Source organism: Rhizobium sp. 007 (genome assembly GCF_015353075.1).
In the GTDB taxonomy this organism is placed as follows: Bacteria; Pseudomonadota; Alphaproteobacteria; order Rhizobiales; family Rhizobiaceae; genus Rhizobium.
In genome coordinates, this window is the sequence record NZ_CP064187.1 from 4,275,876 (window position 1) to 4,296,727 (window position 20,852).

General features: G+C 61.4%; 18 protein-coding genes and 1 pseudogene. 7 read left to right on the plus strand and 12 right to left on the minus strand.

Features of this window, described 5'->3' with window-relative positions:
- Positions 1 to 65: 65 nt before the first annotated feature.
- Both ISN39_RS20900 and ISN39_RS20905 read right to left on the minus strand, forming a co-directional pair.
- Entirely contained in the window at positions 66 to 1,355 is a 1,290-nt protein-coding gene (locus tag ISN39_RS20900; RefSeq protein ID WP_194728737.1) for an MFS transporter, read from the minus strand.
- Positions 1,352 to 2,029: an FCD domain-containing protein gene (locus ISN39_RS20905; RefSeq protein WP_194728738.1), complete on the minus strand. Its 678-nt coding sequence runs from the start codon at positions 2,027 to 2,029 to the stop codon at positions 1,352 to 1,354. Before ISN39_RS20905 ends, ISN39_RS20900 begins: the two co-directional genes overlap by 4 nt.
- Before the next feature lie 519 nt (positions 2,030 to 2,548).
- Here ISN39_RS20905 and ISN39_RS20910 point away from each other — a divergent pair.
- On the plus strand, positions 2,549 to 3,358 hold the full coding sequence (locus ISN39_RS20910) for a class II glutamine amidotransferase (RefSeq protein WP_194728739.1): 810 nt from the start codon (positions 2,549 to 2,551) through the stop codon (positions 3,356 to 3,358).
- Here the strand turns inward: ISN39_RS20910 and coaBC are convergent.
- The gene (gene coaBC / locus ISN39_RS20915; RefSeq protein ID WP_194728740.1) at positions 3,345 to 4,556 is read right to left on the minus strand and encodes a bifunctional phosphopantothenoylcysteine decarboxylase/phosphopantothenate--cysteine ligase CoaBC; all 1,212 of its coding nucleotides are present in this window, start codon (positions 4,554 to 4,556) and stop codon (positions 3,345 to 3,347) included. The genes ISN39_RS20910 and coaBC overlap by 14 nt on opposite strands.
- Before the next feature lie 192 nt (positions 4,557 to 4,748).
- On the opposite strand from coaBC, the pseudogene ISN39_RS20920 reads away from it, so the two are divergent.
- A pseudogene (locus ISN39_RS20920) lies at positions 4,749 to 5,656 on the plus strand (LysR family transcriptional regulator).
- Position 5,657: 1 nt separating this feature from the next.
- Here ISN39_RS20920 and ISN39_RS20925 read toward each other — a convergent pair.
- Positions 5,658 to 6,530 carry a LysR family transcriptional regulator gene (locus tag ISN39_RS20925; protein ID WP_074066396.1) on the minus strand — a complete coding sequence of 291 codons (873 nt, stop codon included), beginning with the start codon at positions 6,528 to 6,530 and terminating at the stop codon, positions 5,658 to 5,660.
- 112 nt (positions 6,531 to 6,642) lie between these two features.
- Between ISN39_RS20925 and ISN39_RS20930 the strand changes: the two genes are divergently transcribed.
- Entirely contained in the window at positions 6,643 to 7,881 is a 1,239-nt protein-coding gene (locus ISN39_RS20930; protein ID WP_194728741.1) for an MFS transporter, read from the plus strand.
- Positions 7,878 to 8,261, plus strand: coding sequence for a VOC family protein (locus ISN39_RS20935; RefSeq protein ID WP_074066397.1), 384 nt, complete (start codon positions 7,878 to 7,880; stop codon positions 8,259 to 8,261). Before ISN39_RS20930 ends, ISN39_RS20935 begins: the two co-directional genes overlap by 4 nt.
- Positions 8,262 to 8,295: 34 nt before the next feature.
- On the opposite strand, the gene ISN39_RS20940 is transcribed toward ISN39_RS20935, so the two are convergent.
- The 8 genes from ISN39_RS20940 to ubiE form a co-directional block, all read right to left on the minus strand.
- Complete coding sequence (locus ISN39_RS20940; RefSeq protein WP_194728742.1) at positions 8,296 to 9,957, minus strand: urocanate hydratase; 1,662 nt, start codon at positions 9,955 to 9,957, stop codon at positions 8,296 to 8,298.
- Between the two features lie 28 nt (positions 9,958 to 9,985).
- A complete protein-coding gene (locus tag ISN39_RS20945; RefSeq protein WP_194728743.1) occupies positions 9,986 to 10,315 on the minus strand; it encodes a TfoX/Sxy family protein in 330 nt (109 codons plus the stop codon).
- 4 nt (positions 10,316 to 10,319) lie between these two features.
- The gene (locus ISN39_RS20950; protein ID WP_194728744.1) at positions 10,320 to 11,417 is read right to left on the minus strand and encodes a DUF917 family protein; all 1,098 of its coding nucleotides are present in this window, start codon (positions 11,415 to 11,417) and stop codon (positions 10,320 to 10,322) included.
- Positions 11,398 to 12,678, minus strand: coding sequence for a Zn-dependent hydrolase (locus ISN39_RS20955; RefSeq protein ID WP_194728745.1), 1,281 nt, complete (start codon positions 12,676 to 12,678; stop codon positions 11,398 to 11,400). The genes ISN39_RS20950 and ISN39_RS20955 overlap by 20 nt, the downstream gene beginning before the upstream one ends.
- Entirely contained in the window at positions 12,675 to 14,057 is a 1,383-nt protein-coding gene (locus tag ISN39_RS20960) for an amidohydrolase family protein (protein WP_194728746.1), read from the minus strand. The genes ISN39_RS20955 and ISN39_RS20960 overlap by 4 nt, the downstream gene beginning before the upstream one ends.
- Before the next feature lie 27 nt (positions 14,058 to 14,084).
- Complete coding sequence (locus ISN39_RS20965) at positions 14,085 to 15,668, minus strand: aromatic amino acid lyase (protein ID WP_039843691.1); 1,584 nt, start codon at positions 15,666 to 15,668, stop codon at positions 14,085 to 14,087.
- Between the two features lie 95 nt (positions 15,669 to 15,763).
- Positions 15,764 to 17,338, minus strand: coding sequence for a 2-polyprenylphenol 6-hydroxylase (gene ubiB / locus ISN39_RS20970; RefSeq protein WP_194728747.1), 1,575 nt, complete (start codon positions 17,336 to 17,338; stop codon positions 15,764 to 15,766).
- A gap of 5 nt (positions 17,339 to 17,343) precedes the next feature.
- Entirely contained in the window at positions 17,344 to 18,120 is a 777-nt protein-coding gene (ubiE, locus tag ISN39_RS20975) for a bifunctional demethylmenaquinone methyltransferase/2-methoxy-6-polyprenyl-1,4-benzoquinol methylase UbiE (protein WP_194728748.1), read from the minus strand.
- Between the two features lie 151 nt (positions 18,121 to 18,271).
- Here ubiE and mutM point away from each other — a divergent pair, with 151 nt between their 5' ends.
- From mutM to rpsT, 3 genes are all read left to right on the plus strand, one after another.
- Complete coding sequence (gene mutM, locus ISN39_RS20980) at positions 18,272 to 19,162, plus strand: bifunctional DNA-formamidopyrimidine glycosylase/DNA-(apurinic or apyrimidinic site) lyase (protein WP_194728749.1); 891 nt, start codon at positions 18,272 to 18,274, stop codon at positions 19,160 to 19,162.
- Positions 19,163 to 19,172: 10 nt separating this feature from the next.
- The gene (locus ISN39_RS20985) at positions 19,173 to 19,946 is read left to right on the plus strand and encodes an enoyl-CoA hydratase (protein ID WP_133937221.1); all 774 of its coding nucleotides are present in this window, start codon (positions 19,173 to 19,175) and stop codon (positions 19,944 to 19,946) included.
- A 193-nt stretch (positions 19,947 to 20,139) separates the two neighbouring features.
- The gene (gene rpsT, locus ISN39_RS20990; protein WP_022713448.1) at positions 20,140 to 20,418 is read left to right on the plus strand and encodes a 30S ribosomal protein S20; all 279 of its coding nucleotides are present in this window, start codon (positions 20,140 to 20,142) and stop codon (positions 20,416 to 20,418) included.
- Positions 20,419 to 20,852 lie beyond the last annotated feature (434 nt).

The window sequence follows — 20,852 nt, forward strand, 5'->3', positions numbered from 1 at the left end:
TAGCGTAACATCTGCCATCTCGCAGAGGTATCAAGAGATGGTGATGCGCAGGTGAGGAGAGGCGCTTACGTCTTCTGGGTCGTGCGCGCATTGACGTGCAGCGCTCGTCCTGCATTCCAGCCATTGATCGCGGCTCCAAATCCGAGCAGAACGAAGAGTACTGCGGACCAGGCAAAGCTTCCGGTCGTGCCGCGAATGAGCCCGACGATCAGCGGACCGACAGCGGCCAGCAGATAGCCGACGCATTGCGCCATGCCGGACAGGTGAGCGGCGACATGCGGATCGCGCGAGCGCAGCACGATCGTTGTCATTGCCACTGCAATCAGGCCGCCTTGTCCCGTTCCCTGCAGCACTGCCCAAAGCCAGACCGTCGAAAGCGGCGCGAAGAGCAGGCCAAGCAGGGCCACCACGGCAATGACGCACAGCGCAGCGTTGATCAGCCGCTGGTCTTTGCCGCGTACGGCAATCTGCGGTGCCACGAGGCAGGCGGCGGCCTGTACCATGACTGATACCGAAACGATGGCGCCGGCAGTCACACCGTCGAGGCCGCGCTCGCGCAAGATCGGCACGAGCCAGCCGAAGACGCAATAGGCGAGCGCTGATTGAAGGCCCATGAAAAGGGTGACCTGCCAGGCAAGCCGGTCCCGCCAGAGGCCCTCGACCCTGAAGCCGCTTCGCCGCGTCTGCGCCGGTATCCTCAGAACCTGCGGAAGCCAGATCAAGGCGACGACGAAGGCGGGCAATGCCCAGGCGGCAAGAGCGCCCTCCAGCGATCCGTCGAGCGCGTGCTCGATCGGCAGCGTGAAACCGGCAGCGCTCGCTGCGCCGGCGCAGAGCGCCATCGTATAACATCCGGTCATCAGCGCTGTGCGGTCGGCGAAGTCGCGCTTGACCAGGCCAGGAAGCAGGACGTTTCCGACGGCGATACAAGCGCCAGCAAGCGCGGTTCCGAGAAAGAGAAGCGGAACCGAAGATAGCCCGCGCATGGCCGTGCCGAGTGCCAGCAGCACGAGCACGCCGAGGAGCGTTCGCTCGGCACCCAATCGCTGTGCCAGCTTTGGCGCGAGCGGCGAAAAAGCGCCCAGGCAAACGACGGGAAGCGTGGTCAGCAGGCTCGCGCCGAGGGCCGAAAGGCCAAGCCCAGCGCGAATTTCCGGCAGCAGCGCGGATGCGCTGGAGAACACGGGGCGAAGGTTGAAGGCGATGAGTACGAGGCTGACACCGAGAATGATACGGCTTGCCACTGTCGACTGTGCCGGAGCTTCGGGTGCAGGAATACTGTCCGCCTCGGCATCGATCAACTGCTCGTCGATGGCCTCGAGTGCCTCGGCTGCATCAGAAATGGAGGAGGTCACGAGAGAATCATCCGTTCAAGGGCGGCAATCACCGGCTTCATGAAGCGGCGCACGGCGGCATCCGCCTTCGCGGGGAGACCGGTCTCGATGGCATCGATGATATCGGCGTGCGCTTTCGTGTCGGGCTCGGGAATATCCTGCCCGAGCGTTGCCTCGATGGTTTCGGCAATCGAGGCCGAGAAGAAGTCATAGATCTCGATCATCGCCCGGTTGCCGGAGGCAGCGATGATCGCTTTGTGAAAGGCAAGATCGCGCTCGACGAAGGCCGCCTTGTCGCCCCCTTCGTATTTGCCGCGCTTGGCCAGGAGGTCGCGCAGCAGAGTTATGATTTCCGGCGTCTGCCGCAGCGAGGCGAGGCGGGCTGCCTCGACGTCCAGGGCGCAGCGCGCTTCGAACTGGTCGCGCAGACTTGCCCGCCGGGCCATCGTCAGGGGTCGACTGGCATCCCTCGTCGAAAGGACGTAGGTTCCGGAGCCTTGTCGCGTTTCGAGCAGGCCCTGAGAGACAAGCACGCGCACGGCCTCGCGGACCGTGCCCCGGCTGACTGCCAGCGCGGCGGAAAGCGCGGCTTCGTTCGGCAGCTTGTCGCCGATACTCCATCGCTTGGCGAGGATTTCGCCGCGGATCGCTTCAATCGCGGTCTCGGCCAGATTTGTCTTGTAGAGCGGTTGCATGGCATATTCATAAAGTCATCAGATGACTTTATGAATATGCCATGGCTCGGTTGCGGTCAAAGAAATTCTGCAAAATAAAAAAGGGCCGCCTCAGCGACCCTTTCCATGAGTTTGGCCTGTAGCTGGCCTGGACCGTCAAGGCGGCCCCAGGAAGGCGGGGATTAGAGCGAGGGCTGCCTCGCTTTCGTCACCTCTCCCATGCCCGTTACGAGGTCCGAAATCTCATTAGACATTGGATCACCTTCCTTTCGTTCTGTTGCTGATGCTTAAAAGGTAAGGAAAAATTTCGATGATGCAAGAGAAATCCTTGCGATGACCGCTGTGACACAGCCAAGAGGCAATGTTCACAAATGAAGATGCGTGCTCAACGAATGTGATCGCGTGAAGTGTTTCCAACCCGCATGTCGCCTTGCAAAATTTGCAATCGTTAAGTTTTTATTCACCATCGCGCTCGACAATCGATCGGGCATTTCCAACCAGTCCCGTCGCCAGGACGGCGGGTTACGGAGTCAGAAAAGCATGTGTCGCTGGGCAGCCTATCGTGGAGACCCCCTCTATCTCGAGGAGCTGGTTTCCTCGCCCGCCCACTCGCTCATCGAACAATCCCATTGCGCCACCCGCGCCAAGACCGCAACGAACGGCGATGGCTTCGGGATTGCCTGGTACGGCGACCGGCCGGAGCCCGGCCGCTACCGCGATATCCTTCCCGCATGGTCCGACTGCAATCTGAAGAGCCTGGCGCGCCAAATCCGCTCGCCACTTTTCCTGGCCCATGTGCGCGCAGCCACCGGCGGCGGCACACGGCGCGACAATTGCCATCCGTTCACGCATGGGAATTGGTCTTTCATGCACAACGGCCAGATCGGCGGCTTCGAGCGCCTGCGCCGTTCCATGGAGGCGATGCTCGATGACGAGCTCTTCAATGTCCGCAGTGGCACGACCGATTCCGAGCTGATGTTCCTGCTCGCCCTGCAATTCGGTTTGTGCCGGGCGCCGCTTGCCGCGATGGCGGAGATGGTGAGCTTCGTCGAAGGGCTTGCGGAAAACATCCTGGGCCACGCCCATGTGCGTTTCACCGCCGCGTTTTCCGACGGCCGGTCGCTCTACGGCATTCGTTATGCGACAGATCGAAAGGCGCCGACACTTTATGCCTCACCGATGCGCCAGGGACATTGCCTTGTTTCCGAGCCGTTGAATGACGACATCGATGCCTGGGCCGAGATACCGGACGGCAGCGCCGTCACGATTGGCGAGAACGGCATCGAGGTCGTGGCCTTCAAGCCGGAAAAGCGTATCAGCGCAGCGGCGGGTATCGCTATCCCTGCCTGAAGCGTTCGGCAATCAGCGCCGCCAGCTTTTCAGCAACCTCTTCCTTGCCGAGATCGGGCCACTGCTCGACGCCGCTTCGGCTGATCAGCTTCACGCTGTTGCGCGTGCCGCCCATGACGCCCGTCGCCGGCGAGACGTCGTTCGCAACGATCAGGTCGGCACCCTTGCGCTCGAGCTTCGCCTTGGCGTTGTTTTCGACATCCTGCGTCTCGGCCGCAAAGCCGATCACCAGCGTCGGCCGCATCGTGTGGTGGCCGACCGCCTTCAGGATGTCCGGGTTTTCGGTCAGCGCCAGCGTCGGGATGGATTCGCCCGGATGCTTCTTGATCTTCTGATCGGCGGCAGAGGCCACGCGCCAGTCGGCTACGGCTGCCACCATGACGGCAATATCGGCCGGCAGCGCAGCGAGGACCGCATCGCGCATTTCTTCGGCGCGCTCGACATGGATCGTCCTGACGCCGACGGGATCGGCAATTGCCACCGGTCCGGAGATGAGTGCGACATCTGCACCGAGCTTCGCAAGTGCTGCGGCAATCGCATGCCCCTGCCTGCCGGAAGAACGATTGGCGATGTAGCGGACGGGGTCGATTGGTTCGTGGGTCGGTCCCGAGGTGACGATCGCCTTGCGTCCGGCAAGCGGCTTCGGCCCGTCGTCAAGTAACGCTTCGGCGGCGGCAACGATCTCCAGCGGTTCAGCCATGCGGCCGATGCCGGCCTCCTTGCTCTCCGCCATCTCGCCTGCCATCGGGCCGACGAAACGGATGCCGTCACCTTTCAGGATGTCGAAATTCCGTTTCGTCGCCGCGTGCGACCACATCTTCGGGTTCATCGCCGGCGCGGCAAGAACCGGCCGGTCCGTCGCGAGCAAAAGGGTCGAGGCCAGGTCATCTGCGAAACCGTTTGCCATCTTGGCCATCAGGTCGGCCGTTGCTGGCGCAATCAGAATGAGGTCGCAGTCGCGAGCAAGCCGGATATGGCCCACATCCTGTTCGTCCTGCCGCGAAAAGAGATCGGTGAAGACGTGGTCTGCGGCAAGAGCGCCGACAGCAAGCGGCGTCACGAATTCCTGCGCGCCCTTCGTCATCACCGGACGCACCGAAGCACCGCACTCGCGCAGGCGCCGGATCAGGTCGAGGCTCTTATAGGCGGCGATGCCGCCGGAAATGATGAGCAGGATGCGTTTGCCGCTGAGAGCCATGGCCTTCTATCCGTCGCCTTGTTGACCACTACCGACCCTAAGCCTTTGGCGGATAACATGCAATCACCACGGCGCTCCTAAGCTCTTCGACCATTCGGAGTGAGATCGCGATCGCGCCCGACGCCGCCGAGTTGGACAATGGAACCGCCTGCTTCTCCATATGATGGAACTCGAATTCAAAAATGCCGAACGATGATCAAGATCGAAGGGATAGCGGCTTTCGTCGCAGTGGTGGAATCAGGTTCCGTGAGCCAGGCTGCGGGGCGCCTCCGCATGTCGAAATCCGTTGTCAGCGAAAGACTGGCGGATCTGGAAAAGACACTCGGCGGCATGCTGCTTCACCGCACGACACGCAAGCTGACGCTGACGCAGGACGGCACCGCCTTTATGGAGCGTGCGCTTCGGATCGTGCATGAGATAGAAGAGGCCGCAGCCGATATGGCCGAGCGCCGCGGTACGCTTGCCGGTCCCTTGCGTATTGCAGCACCTGTCACCTTCGGTCGCATGCATCTTGGTCCGGCCCTCTATCCGTTTTTTTGGCAGCGCACCCCGAAATCGCGCTGACGCTCGACATCGATGACCGCCGTGTGGACGCTTCGTCGGAAGGTTACGACGCCATTATCCGCCATGGGCCGATCGCCGATTCCCGGCTGGTGGCCTGGAAGCTCTCGCGCAGCCGCCATCTGCTGACGGCTTCGCCAGCCTATCTCGACCGCCACGGGACGCCGGCGACATTATCCGATCTCGATGATCATCGAGGCCTGTTCTACACCAATCGCGGCATCGCGGACTGGCGCTTCCAGACCCCGACGGGTGCAATCGTCGTGCGTGCGAAGCTGGCGATGGGTATCAACAATGGCGACATGCTTCGCGATGCGGCAATTGCAGGTCTCGGGATCGCGCTGCTGCCGAGCTTCATTGCAGGTCCGGCAATCCGCGAAGGCATGCTCGTCGAGATTGATGTCGGCTACAGGCCCGAAGCGGAGTCCGTCTACATGGCACATCCGCAAGGCCGCCACCCTTTCGCCAAACTCCGCGCCATAGCCGATCACCTGAAAAAAGCCTTCGGCGATCCGCCTTATTGGGATCCTGCAGGCTAAGTCAAAGCAGGCTCATCAGATTTTCCGTCACCGGCGAGCGCTGCGTCTTCAGCACCGCGAGGGCCAGCCGCGCGACCGCAGGCGGCCCGTCGATCGGCCGGTAGGCGACGCCATCGAGCCTGATCTGTGCGATCGATGCCGGAACGATCGACACGCCGAGCTCTGCCGCAACCAGATTGACGACAGAGGAAATCTGCGGTGCTTCCTGTGCCACCGTCAGTTCGAAACCCGCCTTCCTGCAGGCGAGCACGACATCGTCGAAGAGGCTGAGGCCAACCAGCCGCGGGAAGAGAATGAACGGCTCATTTGACAGCAGTGCCAGGGACAGGCGTTCGTGCTTCGCCAGTGGATGGTTTGCGGGCAGGGCGACCACCATCGGCTCGTCATCGAGACGTTTCAGGCGCACGCCCGGCGGATCGTCGAGGCTCGGGCGCATGAAGGTCGCATCCAACTCGCCGCGATTGAGTTTCTCCATCAGTGCCAACGTATTCATCTCCGTCAGAGACAGCCGTACTTCCGGCCACTGCGCTCGAAACCGCCTGATCGTCGCGCTGACAACCGGATTGAACGCGGAGGAGGCCGTAAAGCCGAGCGCCAGCTTGCCCGTCTCGCCGCGATTGGCACGCTGGGCGGCAAGTTTCGCCTTCTCGGCAGAAGCAAGTGACGCCTTGGCTTCGCCGAGAAACGCCTCGCCCGCCGCCGTCAATTCCGCGCCATGCGGCACGCGGTGAAACAAGGCCGCGCCGATTTCCGCTTCGAGATCGCGGATCTGCTGGCTGAGCGGGGGCTGGCCGATGCCGAGTTTCACCGCGGCCCGCGTAAAATTGCCTTCCTCCGCGACCGCCAGAAAATAGCGGATATGCCGAAGCTCCATGCGGTATCTCCAAAACCTATCGGAAACATCAGTTCCATATATTGGACAGCTTATGCCCTTCTGACTAGATGAATGGAGAAAGGCTTGAGCCATGCACAAGACCGCAGCCAGAATGAGCGACATTTCCCCGATCGAAACACCGGCGGCGTCCCCGGCGAAAGAATACCTGCAGCGTGGCACGGCTTCCTACCGACGCGCCAGTCTTGCACTCTTCCTTTCAGGCTTTTCCACCTTCTCGCTGCTTTATTGTGTCCAGCCGCTGTTGCCGATCTTTGCGGACGAATTCTCCGTCAGCCCCGCGGAAAGCTCGCTTTCGCTTTCGCTGTCGACCGGCTTCCTCGCCATTGCCATTATATGCGCAGCCGCCATCTCGGAAGGTCTTGGGCGTCGTAGCCTGATGTCAATCTCGCTCGTCGGTGCGGCGGCACTGACGATTGCAGCGGCCTTTGTGCCGGACTGGCACCTGCTGCTTGTCATCCGTGCCTTCCAGGGCTTTGTCCTTGGCGGCGTTCCGGCCGTTGCGATGGCCTACCTCGCCGAAGAAATCGACCCGCGCGGCCTTGGCGCTACAATGGGACTTTATGTCGGCGGCACTGCCTTCGGCGGCATGTCCGGCCGGGTGCTGACCGGTATCTTCGCGGAATACCTGACCTGGCGGCCGGCGATGTTTCTGATCGGCGCGATCGGCTTGGCTGCGGCAGCCGGCTTCATTGCGCTGCTGCCCGCCTCGCGCAATTTTATCCGCCGCCCGGGCTTCGATCCGAAGTTTCATCTGAAAGCCTGGCTCGCGCATATGCGCAATCCGGCGCTGCCGTTCATTTTCGCCATTGCCTTTCTGGCGATGGGCTCCTTCGTCACCATCTACAACTATGCCGGCTTCCGGCTGGTCGCAGCACCCTATGACCTGACGCAGACCGAACTCGGCTTGATCTTCACCGTCTATCTTTTCGGCATCGGCGCCTCTTCGGTCGGTGGCATACTGGGTGATCGCTTCGGCCACTTCGCTGTCCTGCTGACGGGAATTGCAATTACCGCCGTTGGCAGCGCCCTGACGCTTTCCGCCTTCCTTCCGGTCATCATTTTCGGCATTATCGTGCTCACCAGCGGCTTCTTCATGAGCCATTCGATCGCAAGCGGCCTCGTCGGCAAGCTTGCCAGAGGCACGAAGGGACACGCCTCGTCGCTCTATATGCTCGGTTATTACGTCGGTTCGAGCGTCATGGGCTCGGCTGGCGGCTGGTTCTTCGCCATCGAAGGCTGGACGGCGGTCGTCTTCTTCACGCTCGGCATGCTGGCCCTCGCCTTTGCGGCGGCCTGCGCCGCACGCAGCCTTTCTAGGAGAAAATTTTGATCCGCATCAGCCACCTCGATCACCTTGTCCTGACCGTCGCCGATATCGAGGCGACGTGTGAGTTCTACCGCCGGACCCTCGGCATGTCCGTGGAAACATTCGCCCAAGGCCGCAAGGCGCTGAAATTCGGCAATCAGAAGATCAACCTTCACCAGGCCGGGCGCGAATTCGATCCCAAAGCCAACCAACCGGTACCGGGTTCGGCGGATCTCTGCTTTATCGCCGAAACAGCACTCGCCGAGGTCCTCGCGCATCTGGAAGCAGCAGATGTTGCAATCGAGGAAGGACCCGTCGAACGCGCCGGCGCCAACGGCACTATCCGCTCCATCTATTTCCGCGATCCGGACGGCAATCTCATCGAGGTATCCAATCCCATCTGAGGGATCCCTAGGCAAAGGCGCTCGGTCTTACGTGCTAACTCAATCGGATATACGGCACATCCTTGTTTTGCACTTCGTCCAGCGCCTCCTCGTATCCGGCATCCGCATAGCGCATGATGCCGAGCGCCGTGTCGTTGGTAAGCGCATGATCGAGCCGCTCGTCGCCGGCCTCGGTGCCGTCGGCAACGACAGTCACGCCGCAGCTGGTCATGTAGCCGGCATAGCCGCCTCCGCCGGAATGGACGACGACGAGGTCAGCCATCGAGGAGCAGAGCATCATCGCATCGATCAGCGGCCAGTCGGCAATCGCATCGGAGCCATCCTTCATCCGCTCGGTCATGATGTTTGGATGCGCCATGGCGCCGGCATCGAGATGGTCGCGGGAGAAGGCGACAGGACCGTTCAGCTCTCCGCTTGCAACCAATTCGTTGACGCGACGGGCAAGCGCGGTGCGCTCGCCATGGCCCAGCCAGGCAATCCGCGCCGGCAGGCCCTCGAAGGGCACATGCTCGCGGGCAAGCCGGATCCAGTTGGTGATGATCTTGTTATCCGGGAACATTTCGAGCAGCAGATCGTCGATCCTTGCAATGTCGCTTGCTTCTCCGGACAGCGCCATCCAGCGGAAGGGACCGATAGCGCGCGCAAAGAGAGGGCGCAAATAGGCTTCGGTGAAGATCGGAATGTCGAAGGCATTGGCAACGCCGCCTTCTCTCGCTTGTGTGCGGATCAGGTTGCCGTTGTCGAAGACCTCGGAGCCCTTCTTCTGGAACTCCAGCATCGCCGTCACATGCTGGACGATCGAGGCGCGGCTTGCCGCCATCAACTGGCCCTGGCCGTCGTCGCGAAGTGCCTTGACTTGGGCAAGGCTCATACCCTTCGGAACATAGCCGTAGACGAGATCGTGTGCCGAGGTCTGGTCCGTCACGATATCCGGCACGATGCCGCGCCGGGCGATCTCTGGGTAAATCTCGGCCGCATTGCCGACGAGGCCGACGGATAGTGCGCGCTTTTCCTTCATGGCCGTGTCGATCATTTGTAGCGCGGCATCGAGATCAGGTGCAATCTCCTGCAGATAGCCGATTTGCTGACGCTTCTTTGCCCGCTCCGGATCGATATCGACGCAGAGGATTGCAGCGCCCGCCATGCGGCCAGCAAGCGGTTGAGCCCCTCCCATGCCGCCAAGACCGGCGGTGAGCACGAAGCGGCCGAAGAGGTCGCCGCCGAAACGCCGCTCGGCAATGCGCATGAAGATTTCGTACGTTCCCTGGATGACGCCCTGGCTGCCGATATACTGCCAGGCGCCTGCCGTCAGCCCGCCCCAGCAGATCAGCCCCTTGCGCTGCAATTCGTAGAAGACTTCGGCCCTCGCCCACTGTCCGACGATATTGCAGTTCGCCATGATGACGAGCGGTGCCTTGGCGTGAGTCTTTACCAGGCCGATCGGCTTGCCGGACTGGATCAGCAGCGTCTGGTCCTCCTCCATCTCGGTCAGCGCCTTGACGATGCCCTTGTGCGCCGCCCAGTTGCGCGCCGCCTTGCCGAGCGCAGCATAAACCACGAGATTGTCCGGGTCTTCGCCGACGGCAAGCACGTTTTCGAGGAGGCGCAGCAGCGCCTCTTGCCGCCACCCCTTGGCCCGCAACTCCGGCCCGCCAGGAATCGGAAATTTCGGATGACGTGGATTGGGCTTCGGCATGGGATGTCCTTCCTCAAGTCCTGTCTTGTTATTTCACCTGCAGCGTTTGCACATAGCTGAGTGCGGCATCGAGCAGACGCTTGCGCAGCGCATTCTCGCCATAGACACGGGCGTCCGCGCGAACCCAGCCCTGCATCGCCCGTCCGCCCGAGATCATCTGGACGACGCCTGGCAGCTCCAGCGCCCAGCCGTCATTGCTTTTGCCGAGCCGGACGAGCATGCCATCTTCTCGCGCACCACAAAGAATGTTGCCGTTCAACAGAAAGGCAAAGCCGCCGAACATCGCCTTTTCGCTGAGACCGGGCAGGCCGCCGAGCTCTTCCCTCATCAGTTCCTCAAGGCCAGCATCTCGCGCCATGGCGTCAGGCCCTTGCCGCCAGGGCGTAGCGTGCAATCTCGATACCCATCGCTTTTTCCACGGGCGGATAAACGGTCGGATCGAGCACGCCTGCAGAAAGCGGTATGATCTCCATCGGCACATGCAGGATGAAGACATGCATACCCTCCTTGAGCTGGCCGACGCTGAGCGGCTCACCGTCCGGCGAAAGCGTCGTGATGACCGAGGGAAAAGTTGCCATGCGCGCTCCATCGGCGTCGTCGACAGCCATGTACTCGTTCATCACATGCATCGTCACGGCTTTGGCGCCGGAGCCGACGACGATCGTGCCGATATCGAAGGCTTCTTTGGTGTAGACGACGTCCTTCTTGGCAATCACGCCTTCTGCGAGGATGCTGCCGCCGGTTGTCTTGCAGATCGCATCGATGACGGCCGGTCCGCCCTTCTTTTCCGCCGCAATGATCGCTTCGCCGAGGGCAAGCGCCATCGAGATGCCGCCGAGTGCTGCATGCTTGCGCACATAGGATGCCCGCACCGGATTGCGGCAGCTGGCAATGAAGCCGCCCGATTGGTCGGAGGCAGCGCGGAGGATCGGCGAAATCTTCGCGGTCGCACCCTTCACCACAAGCTCGAGGTAGCGGTTGTCCGCGCGGTTTCCGCCGACCGCCGTCTGGATCATCTGCTCCGGTGAGCCCGCCATGCCGATCGAACCCATGTCGCCGGTCGGATGTGCTCGGATATCACCGACAGCATCGACAACCTTGGTGCCGAGAATTGCCGAGGGCAGCCAGCCGTTCAGCGTCGAGGATTTGCCGTTCTGCCCGATGATAAGTCCGGAAAGCCGTTCGCCAAGCTCGTCCTGCAATAGCTGCACGGCCTTCACATAGTCGATGCCTTGCATTTCCCAGGGTGTCGTGGAAGCCGGCGCGCCGATTGCCGCTGCTGTCGCGATCCAGTCGTCGTCCTTCAATTCATCGACGGAAACGAGCTCCGGCTTGCCGATGCTGACCGCAGCATACCCCAGCATCCTGCCGTGATCGGCCCAGCCGCCGCCGCCCGCTGCATAGACCGAGCCGCCCTTGACCGCCGCCTCGACGTCTTTCTCAACGAGTATGCGCCCCATCCTCAGCCTCCCTTTCCAGCGTCCTGTCCATCTCGCGCACAGCCTCGAAAAGCACGGCAGCGCCGAGTGCGATGTCGTCATTCTCTGCCCATTCGTCGGCCGAGTGGCTGCGTCCTTCCTTGCATGGCACGAAGATCATCGCGGCCGGCGCGACCTTGGCGATCCATGCCGTATCGTGCCCTGCACCGGACGCCATGCGTCGATGTTCGGCACCGACGGTTTCACAGGCGTTTTCCAACGTCCTCAGCAGGCTAGGATCACCGGGCGTCGGATAGTTGTCGGATACGCGACTGGGTGAATTGATCATGACGCCGTGGGCGATCGCAAGGGTGATGACATGCGCATCGAGCCACTCGCAGAAGGCTTCCATGTCGCTGCGAATTTCCGCGCGTCCGTCGATGAGCAGAACCACCTTGGAAGGCACGACGTTGGCCGCATTCGGCTCGATCCGGAATTCGCCGACGGTCGCAGCGAAATGACCCGGCGTCTTCGCCCGCTCCGCGGCCGCATTGCGGATATCGAGTACCAGTTGCGAGGCCGCCACCAGCGCATCCGCGCGGGCATCCATCGGCGTCGTACCGGCATGGTCCGCCCGGCCCTCGACGGTGACTTCAATCCGGGTGATGCCCGCAATCGCCGTCACGATGCCGATATCCTTCTTCTCGTTCTCAAGCACTGGCCCTTGCTCGATATGCAGCTCGAAAAAGCCTTTGAGGTCCGGACGCCGCTGCGCAAGAAGCGTCGCCGGATCGCCGCCGACACCGGAGATGCCTTGTGCCAGATCGCGGTCGCCGCTCTTGCGCGAAAGCCAGGCTTCGGGAAGTTGCCCAGTCATGCCGCGGCTGCCGACGCATGAAACGCCGAAGATGCTGACCTCTTCTGCGAGGAAGTCGACGATTTCCAGGTCATGTTCCAGTGTGATCCCCTGGTCCTTGAGCGCGCGCGCGACTTCCAGCGCCGAGATCACACCGGCGATACCATCAAAGCGTCCGCCGTCCGGCACCGTATCGGAATGCGAGCCGACCATAATCGTGCCAAGACCTGGTTTCGTCCCTGCACTGCGTCCGATCAGATTGCCGGCGGCATCGATCCGCGTCTCCAGCCCGGCCGCCTTCATGCGCGCTTCGATATAGGCGCGGCCTTCAAGAAAGAGCGGCGCGAAAGCCCGGCGTGTCCATGGATGATCGGGTTCGGTGATCTTCGCCAGCGCATCGATATCCTCGGCGATGCGATCGGCGTTGACGGGCAGGTTGCGGTTCATGCAGCTTCTCCGGAAATGATCTGGCGCGGCCAAGGGCGGACGAATTTTCCCGTGCCGGGCTCTGCAAGCACCTTCGTGCCATCGGTTATCTGGCTGCCGCGCAGATATACCGCCGAAATCGTCCATGGCAGACGGATGCCGTCATAGGGGCTCCAGCCGACGACATTGTTGCCGTTCGCGGCAGCATCATAGACGGTTTCGCGCGGTTCAAGCACGACGATGTCGGCATCCTTGCCGGGCGTCAGCGCGCCCTTGATGTGGTCGAGGCGGAAATGTTTCGCCGGATTTTCCGCCATCAGCTTCGCAGCCCATGTGAGCGGGATGCCTCGTTCGAGCGCTCCCTTGACGAACAACGGCACCATGACCTCGAGCCCGGGCACCCCGGATGCATTTGCCAGCATATCCGGATTGGTCTTGCGATTTTCCGACCAGCTCACATGATCGGTCGAAACCAGCCAGACGTTGCCTTCCGCCACTTTCCGCCACAGCGTTTCCACCTCGGCGCGCGGCCGGATGGGCGGATTGATCTTTGCTTTGCCGCCGAGGCGCCGCACATCGTTTTCCTCGTCAAGCGTCAGGTAGTGAATGCAGCATTCGACCGTCGCCTCGAACCCGTCGCGGCGATAGGCGCGCGCGATGTCGTAGCCGCGGCCGAGCGAGCAATGAACAACATGCGCCGGGCAGCCTGTATGGGCCCCGGTCTCGAAGATCGTGTGCATGGCAAGCAGCTCTGTGATCGGCGGACGCGAGAGAGCGTGCGCGCGCCAGTCCGTCACGCCGCTTGCCTTGACCTTCTCCATGTAGGTGCGCACTGCCTCGTCGTCTTCGTTGTGGACACCGGCCGTCAGCCCGGTCGGGGTGATTGCCGCAAAGCATTCGTCGAGAAGGGCGGGCGGGATGCGCGGGAAACGCTTCGGATCGGTCCCGAAGGTCGAGAATTTGAAGGCGGCAACGCCGGCATCCGCCATTTCGCGGATTCGGGCCGCACCTTCTTGCGGATTGACCGTGCCGTAGAGCGCGAAATCGACGCGCGCCTGAGGGCTCGCGTGATCGATCTTCTTCTTTACCGCTTCGGCCGAGCAGACGAGATTGCCTTCGTCATAGGGCATGTCGACGATCGTCGTTACGCCGCCAGCCGCCGCAGAACGCGTCGACCAGATGAAGTCCTCCTGATCCTTCTGGGAGAGCGAATGCACTTGCGCATCGATCGCACCCGGCAGGACCAGCGCCTTGCCGAGCAGATGCCGCTCCCTGGCCGCAGGCGGCACGCCGATGCCGACCTCGGCGATCTTGCCGTTGCGGGCTGCAACATAACCCTCTTGGAGGATGCGCTCCGGCAGCACGACGGTACCCTGCAAAACGAGGTCGAAATCAGCCATGCTGTTCCTCCGTATCCGTTCAAAAGCTCAGATGACGAGAGCGTCCTGCGTCAGTCTCCGTTCGATGCGCTCGAGCGAGCCGAGCGCGAAGAAGTCGTCGAATGCGGCGATCGGCACCTGCTCGATCAGCTTCGAAGCGAATTCGTCGGATCCGAGTTCTTCCTCAATCGCTTCAACCTCGGCCGAAAGCGGCCGGTCTACGGTGTAGAAATCGGCGTGCTTGCGCACGACATCGTAGATCATGCCCGCAACGCCCTCCGGCCGGTCGCCGAGAATGTCGGCCGCCTGTGCTGCCAGCAGAGCCTCGAGTGCAGCAAGACGCTTCAGCGCCTGCATCTGCCGCTCGAAGCGCTCTATGACCAGCGGCAGGAAAGCCGCTTCGTCCTCAAGCCCCGCCGCAACCACCAGCGACTGGGCGGATACCGGGTTGGACATGGAAAGCACGCGTGAAAAGATCTCGCCGGCAAGCTTGATGATCGGGCCGAAACCAGTTGCGATTCGGCCTGGTGGCACGAGGTTCACCGGTAGGTCGCGCCGCTGTCCGTTGCCGAGCAAGACACAGCGGTTGAACGCGTTGCGCGCCGCATGCGCCATGCACAGTGCCGCCGATTCCAGCAGGATCGTCACATCGAGGGGCAGCGAACCGCCGGACGTCATCACCCGGCCCTCGACCACAACCGGGTTGTCGTCAGAGCGGCCGGTGGCAGCAAGGATCTTGTGACCGGTCGAGAGCAGGTTCTCGATCACGGCGCCGAAGACCTGCGCGATCATGCGAAGGCTGAGCGGATCCTGCACGTGGGTCGCGACCGGCCATTCCCAGGCGTCCGAGGCATTGCATAGCCACGAGCCGATCAGGGCTTCCCGCGGGGTACCGACATGGCGCACTGCCCGCCAGGGGTCGCGGGAAGCGCCAAGCGCGCCGGCCGCCATCATACCGGTTGCGAGCAGAACGCGGATAGAAGCCGCCGCATTGCGCGTTGCCTCGGCGGCGGCTGCAAAGCTCACGGCATTGATGCTGAGCGAAGCGAGGCTGTCGCGGGGCGCCATGGTGACCGGTTCCAGCCCCGCTGCCCTGAAGGCATCGGCCGCTTGCATGCGCTTGCCGCGATAGACGGCTTCGCCGACGCCGGTCAGAACCGCACCGATCTGTCCCATAAGGCCGATATCGGCGCAACCGATCGAGCCCGTGCGCCGCACGAGCGGGATGAGGTCGGCCCTGAGCAGCCGCAGATAGGTTTCTATGAGTTCCGGCGTACACCCGACCTGGCCCGTCAGCGCAGTATTGACGCGGATGGCCATGGCATTTCGCACGACAGCGCTGGAAAATGGTGTGCCGGTGCCGAAGTGATGGGCCCGCACGAGGCCGAGGTTGAAGGTGTCGAGTTCCTCCGCCGACCATTCGACATCCTTCATCGCGCCGACTCCGGTAGTGGAACCGTAAACGGGAATGCCAGCCTGGATCGCTTCTTCGACGACGGAACGTGCGATCTCCACGCGTGCCATGCCTGTCGCCGAAGCAGAAAGCGCCACCCTGCCGGAGCCTATCCTCACCATCTCGGCAAAGCCGAATGGTTGGCCGGAAAGTTCGATGCCGGGGCGTTCATGCTTCATCTGCAGGTCTCCTTGAATGCGAGACTAAGCGAGCACTGCGCATTATGAGATATCCCAAATGCCGAACACAGCATGTAATTGTTTGTGTCTGAGCCTCAGCTCAGCATCCAGGCTATATAGAGAAGCGTCAACGCGATAATCGAGAGCGCCAGGCGGCCGGACCGGCTGTAGCGGGCCTCGGATTTGCCGATCGCGTCTGCCGTTTCGGCGTCAAAGCGCAGTCCATGCTCGCTCATATGCAGCAGCTGATGATGGAATTTCTCGGTCTGGGCAGCGATTTCCGGAACGGCTTCCGCAAGCTTCACGGCAGCCTTCAGTCCATCTTTGAGGTCGGTGACGACCCGCTTCGGACCGAGATTGTTGCGGATCCAGTCGCCGACGACGGGCTCCGATGCCTTCCACATGTTGAAACGCGGGTTCAGCATGCGCGATACGCCTTCGACGACCACCATGGTCTTCTGCAGCATGACCAGTTCGGGCCGGGTCTGCATGTCGAAAAGTTCCGTCACCTCGAAGAGCAGCGTCAACAGCTTGCCCATCGAGATCGTTTCAGCAGGCTGGCCGTGGATCGGCTCGCCGATCGCCCGGATTGCCTGCGCGAAACTTTCAACATTGTGATGGCCTGGCACATAGCCCGCCTCGAAATGGACCTCGGCAACACGCACGTAGTCGCGCGTAATGAAGCCATAGAGGATCTCGGCGAGGAAGCGTCGTTCCTTCTTTCCGAGTCGGCCGACGATGCCCATGTCGACGGCGACGATCATGCCGCCTGAATCGACGAAGAGATTGCCGGGATGCATGTCGGCATGGAAGAAGCCGTCGCGCAGCGTGTGGCGCAGGAACGATTGGATGAGGACATCGGCAAGCGTGTTGAGATTGTGCCCGGCAGCGCGCAGCCCTTCGACATCGGACATCTTGACGCCGTCGATCCACTCCATGGTGATGACGTCGCGGCCGGTGCGTTCCCAATCCACCTTCGGAACGCGAAAGCCTGGATCCTGTTCCGTGTTTTCGGCGATCTCCGAAAGTGCAGCCGCCTCAAGCCGGAGGTCCATCTCGACTTTGGTCGACTGCTCGAGCGTTTTCGTTACTTCGACCGGCCTCAGCCGCCGGCTCGAGGGCATGAAGCGCTCCTGCATACCGGCGACGAGATACATTGCCTCGATGTCATGGGCGAAACGCTGCCGTACGCCGGGGCGCACCACCTTGACGGCGACCTTCCTGCGGCCATTGGGGGTATTCACCTCTGCAGGATGCACCTGCGCAATAGAGGCTGCGGCAATCGGATCGTCGAAAGTCGCATAAAGCTCTTCGATCGGGCGACCGAGCGAGCCTTCGATACTCGCCTTTGCCGCCGCAATCGGGAAGAAGGCCATCCGGTCCTGAAGCTGCGAGAGGTCGTCGGCGAATTCGACGCCGACGACGTCCGGCCTGGTCGCCAGAAACTGACCGATCTTCACATAGGAAGGTCCGAGCCGCTCGACTGCCTGGGCCAGCCGATCGCTGCGTTTCTTGGCTTTTGCGCGGCTGCGCGCAAACAGGCCGACAAAGGATTTGGCAAGGCTCACGGAAGGCGGCAAGCCTTCCGAAGGCAGCGCCGAAACAACGCCCTCGCGCACCAGAATCCAGCCGACCCGCACGAGCCGAAGATATGCTCCGAAAGCACTCATTTAGATCAAAGCTTCCAGCCCGAGTGCAGGGCCGCGATGCCGCCGGTGTAGCTGGTGTAGGTCACGCGCGAAAAGCCGGCCTTACGGATCATTTCCGAAAAATTTTCCTGGTTCGGGAACTTGCGGATGGATTCGACAAGATACTGATAGGGCTCGGCGTCGCCGGTTATCGCCTTGCCGAACCTCGGAATGGCATTGAAAGACCAGGCCTCGTAAACCTTGTCCAGAAGCGGCATGTCCACTTCCGAAAATTCCAACACGAGCAGCCGGCCGCCGCGCTTGAGCACGCGATAAGCTTGCGAGAGCGCCACGTCGATGTGCGGCACATTGCGGATGCCGAAGGCGATCGTGTAGGCATCGAAGGTGCCGGCCTCAAAGGGCAGGACCTCGGCATTGGCCTCGATGAAGGTGAGATTGTCGGAGAGTCTCTTCTTGTCCGCCCGTTCGGCGCCGACGCCGAGCATGGAGCCGTTGATGTCGAGCACGGTCGCATGCGCCATGCGGTTCGATGCTTCGACGATACGGAAGGCAATATCGCCGGTGCCCCCCGCAACATCCAGCACCTTGTAGCCCGGTTCCTTGCGGGGATTAAGCGCCGCGACCATCGCATCCTTCCAGGCGCGGTGCATGCCCATCGACATCACATCGTTCATGATATCGTAGCGTCTGGCGACCTTATGGAAGACGTCGTTGACGAGACCCTGCTTCTCGCCACTCGGCACCTCGCGGAAGCCGTAGGATGTTTCCATGCCGCCATTGGCGGAAGTACGGCTTTGTGACATCGGACTACTCCGTTACTCGAAATCGGTACGGCGACCATAGCGAAAGGCCGCTTGAGACGCTATCTGTGGAGGCGGGTAATACCCGCGGCTTACTGGCGCTATAACCCACATCGTCCGCAGTTGAAACACGTTTAAATACAGATGGGTTAAGATGCCGGAATTGCCAGAAGTCGAAACGGTGAAGCGTGGTCTTTCGCCCGCCATGGAGGGCGCGCGCATCGAGCGGCTGGAGCTTCGCCGCGGCGATCTGCGCTTTCCCTTTCCGGAAAATTTCGAAGACCAGGTTTCGGGCCGCACCATTATCGGGCTTGGCCGCCGCGCCAAATACCTGCTGATCGACCTCGACAGCGGCAAGACCATCATCTCCCATCTCGGCATGTCTGGCTCCTTCCGCATCGAGCAGGGGCCAGTCAGCCAAACGCCAGGCGATTTTCGCTGCGAGCGGTCGAAGGACGAGAAGCATGACCATGCGATTTTCCATCTGGAAGGCAAGGGTGGTGAGCGCCGCGTGATATATAATGATCCGCGCCGCTTCGGATTCATGGATATCGCCGATCGCTCAGAGCTTCAGAACAATCCCTTCCTTTTCGGCCTCGGGCCGGAGCCGACCGGCAACGAACTGAGTGCCACCCATCTGGCAGAACGCTTTGCGGGAAAGGCACAGCCCCTGAAGGGCGCTCTTCTCGACCAGAAAAACGTTGCTGGTCTCGGCAATATATATGTGTGCGAGGCGCTCTGGCGCGCGCACCTGATGCCGGCACGCGCTGCGGGAACCCTGGTCACTAAAACCGGAAAGCCGAAGGAGCAGCTTAGTCTTCTCGTCGCGTCTATCCGCAGCGTCATCGCCGATGCGATCAAGGCCGGTGGCTCGTCACTTCGCGACCATATCCAGACCGACGGCTCGCTCGGCTATTTCCAGCATTCCTTCTCGGTCTATGACCGCGAAAGTCTGCCTTGCCGCACACCCGGTTGCGGCGGTACGGTCTCGCGCATCGTGCAGGCAGGGCGTTCCACCTTTTATTGCCCGGACTGCCAGAAATAGGGAGACAAACATGGCCTATGAAACGCTGATCGTCGAAACCCGCGGCAATGTCGGTCTGATTACGCTGAACCGGCCGCAGGCACTGAACGCGCTGAATTCCACGGTACTGAAGGAATTGAAGCAGGCCTTTGCAGATTTCCACGACAACGAGGCGATCGGTGCAATCGTTCTGACCGGGTCCGAACGCGCTTTTGCAGCCGGCGCCGATATCAAGGAAATGCAGCCGCTGCAGTTTGCCGATATGTACAAGGCCGAATTCATCAGTGGCTGGGACGAGATTGCCAAGGCCCGCAAGCCGGTGATCGCTGCCGTCAGCGGCTTCGCACTCGGGGGCGGCTGCGAATTGGCCATGATGTGCGACTTTATCATAGCGTCGGACACTGCAAAATTCGGTCAGCCTGAAATCACGCTCGGCGTCATCCCCGGCATGGGCGGCTCGCAGCGCTTGACGCGCATGGTAGGCAAGTCGAAGGCTATGGATATGGTGCTGACCGGCCGGATGATGGATGCGGCGGAAGCCGAGCGTGCTGGGCTCGTTTCGCGCGTGGTCGCGCCCGAGCGGCTGCTCGACGAAGCGCTGGCGGCGGCCGACAAGATTGCGTCGCTGTCGCAGCCTTCGGTGCTGATGGCCAAGGAGGCGGTCAATCGCGCGCTGGAAACCACGCTGGAGGAGGGCCTGCGTTTCGAGCGTCGTCTGTTCCACAGCCTTTTCGCAACGGAAGATCAGAAGGAAGGCATGGCGGCCTTCATCGAGAAACGCAAACCGGCCTTTAAACACCGCTGATCTTCATTCCACGGACAAAGGCGGCGTTTCCTTGAAAATGCGCGTTGACGCGGGCCGGCTTTAGAGTTATATGCCCGCCCACGGTTCGGGAAGCCGATCAGGTTTTCCGTTTATGCTCCCGCATTGCTGAAAGTTGTGGCCGCAGGGCCCGCGGTGATGGCGGAGTTTGTTCGAATTCTTGAGAGAGGCATCCATGGCCAATACAACTTCGGCGAAAAAAGCGACCCGCAAGATCGCCCGCCGTACCGACGTCAACAAGGCTCGTCGCTCGCGCGTTCGCACTTTCGTTCGCCAGGTCGAAGAGGCACTTGCAGCTGGTGATGCTGCCAAGGCAAAGGAAGCCTTCCTCGCAGCGCAGCCGGAACTCGCGCGCGCTGCAAGCAAGGGCGTCGTCCACGCCAACACGGCATCCCGCAAGGTCTCGCGGCTCGCTGCCCGTGTGAAGGCTCTGTCGGCGACTGCGACCGCATAATCTTTCGTTAACAAATTGATCGTTATGATTAGCCCGGTAATCAAGCCGGGCTTTTTCGATTCCGACGATCATCTCCGGATTGGTTAATTTGGCGACTGTTTCGTGTCACTGGGGTGACATGAAAAAGTGTTTAAAATCAAATAGTTGCGCAAGGATGTTTCAAGCTTGGGCGACTCTTCTGCGTTCCGGCAGGCTTAGTTGTGAGTCAAGCGGATTTTTATTTTTTTTCTTTCAATGCGTGTCCAAAATACCCACTTCGGGAATCTCCTTGATTCTCCTGCGATTCTTTTTTGACATTGGCGTGACGCCCAAAAACGGGCTCCGGAGTCAATGGTCGCTTCTTAATTTTGCGTAAAATTCATCATTGATCTCGGCAACCGATCCTGCCTAAATGACTTCCAGCAAAGGGCGCGGACATCACCTGCAAAGGCTCA

What these genes read in the sequence shown, in the direction of transcription:
- ISN39_RS20930 (WP_194728741.1), top strand. Translation starts at nt 6,643, where the DNA reads ATGAGCGACATTTCCCCGATCGAAACACCGGCGGCGTCCCCGGCGAAA.
- ISN39_RS20960 (WP_194728746.1), bottom strand. Translation starts at nt 14,057, where the DNA reads ATGGCTGATTTCGACCTCGTTTTGCAGGGTACCGTCGTGCTGCCGGAG.
- ISN39_RS20910 (WP_194728739.1), top strand. Translation starts at nt 2,549, where the DNA reads ATGTGTCGCTGGGCAGCCTATCGTGGAGACCCCCTCTATCTCGAGGAG.
- ISN39_RS20905 (WP_194728738.1), bottom strand. Translation starts at nt 2,029, where the DNA reads ATGCAACCGCTCTACAAGACAAATCTGGCCGAGACCGCGATTGAAGCG.
- ISN39_RS20945 (WP_194728743.1), bottom strand. Translation starts at nt 10,315, where the DNA reads ATGGCGCGAGATGCTGGCCTTGAGGAACTGATGAGGGAAGAGCTCGGC.
- ubiB (WP_194728747.1), bottom strand. Translation starts at nt 17,338, where the DNA reads ATGAGTGCTTTCGGAGCATATCTTCGGCTCGTGCGGGTCGGCTGGATT.
- ISN39_RS20965 (WP_039843691.1), bottom strand. Translation starts at nt 15,668, where the DNA reads ATGAAGCATGAACGCCCCGGCATCGAACTTTCCGGCCAACCATTCGGC.
- ISN39_RS20950 (WP_194728744.1), bottom strand. Translation starts at nt 11,417, where the DNA reads ATGGGGCGCATACTCGTTGAGAAAGACGTCGAGGCGGCGGTCAAGGGC.
- ISN39_RS20925 (WP_074066396.1), bottom strand. Translation starts at nt 6,530, where the DNA reads ATGGAGCTTCGGCATATCCGCTATTTTCTGGCGGTCGCGGAGGAAGGC.
- rpsT (WP_022713448.1), top strand. Translation starts at nt 20,140, where the DNA reads ATGGCCAATACAACTTCGGCGAAAAAAGCGACCCGCAAGATCGCCCGC.
- ubiE (WP_194728748.1), bottom strand. Translation starts at nt 18,120, where the DNA reads ATGTCACAAAGCCGTACTTCCGCCAATGGCGGCATGGAAACATCCTAC.
- ISN39_RS20985 (WP_133937221.1), top strand. Translation starts at nt 19,173, where the DNA reads ATGGCCTATGAAACGCTGATCGTCGAAACCCGCGGCAATGTCGGTCTG.
- ISN39_RS20940 (WP_194728742.1), bottom strand. Translation starts at nt 9,957, where the DNA reads ATGCCGAAGCCCAATCCACGTCATCCGAAATTTCCGATTCCTGGCGGG.
- coaBC (WP_194728740.1), bottom strand. Translation starts at nt 4,556, where the DNA reads ATGGCTCTCAGCGGCAAACGCATCCTGCTCATCATTTCCGGCGGCATC.
- mutM (WP_194728749.1), top strand. Translation starts at nt 18,272, where the DNA reads ATGCCGGAATTGCCAGAAGTCGAAACGGTGAAGCGTGGTCTTTCGCCC.
- ISN39_RS20955 (WP_194728745.1), bottom strand. Translation starts at nt 12,678, where the DNA reads ATGAACCGCAACCTGCCCGTCAACGCCGATCGCATCGCCGAGGATATC.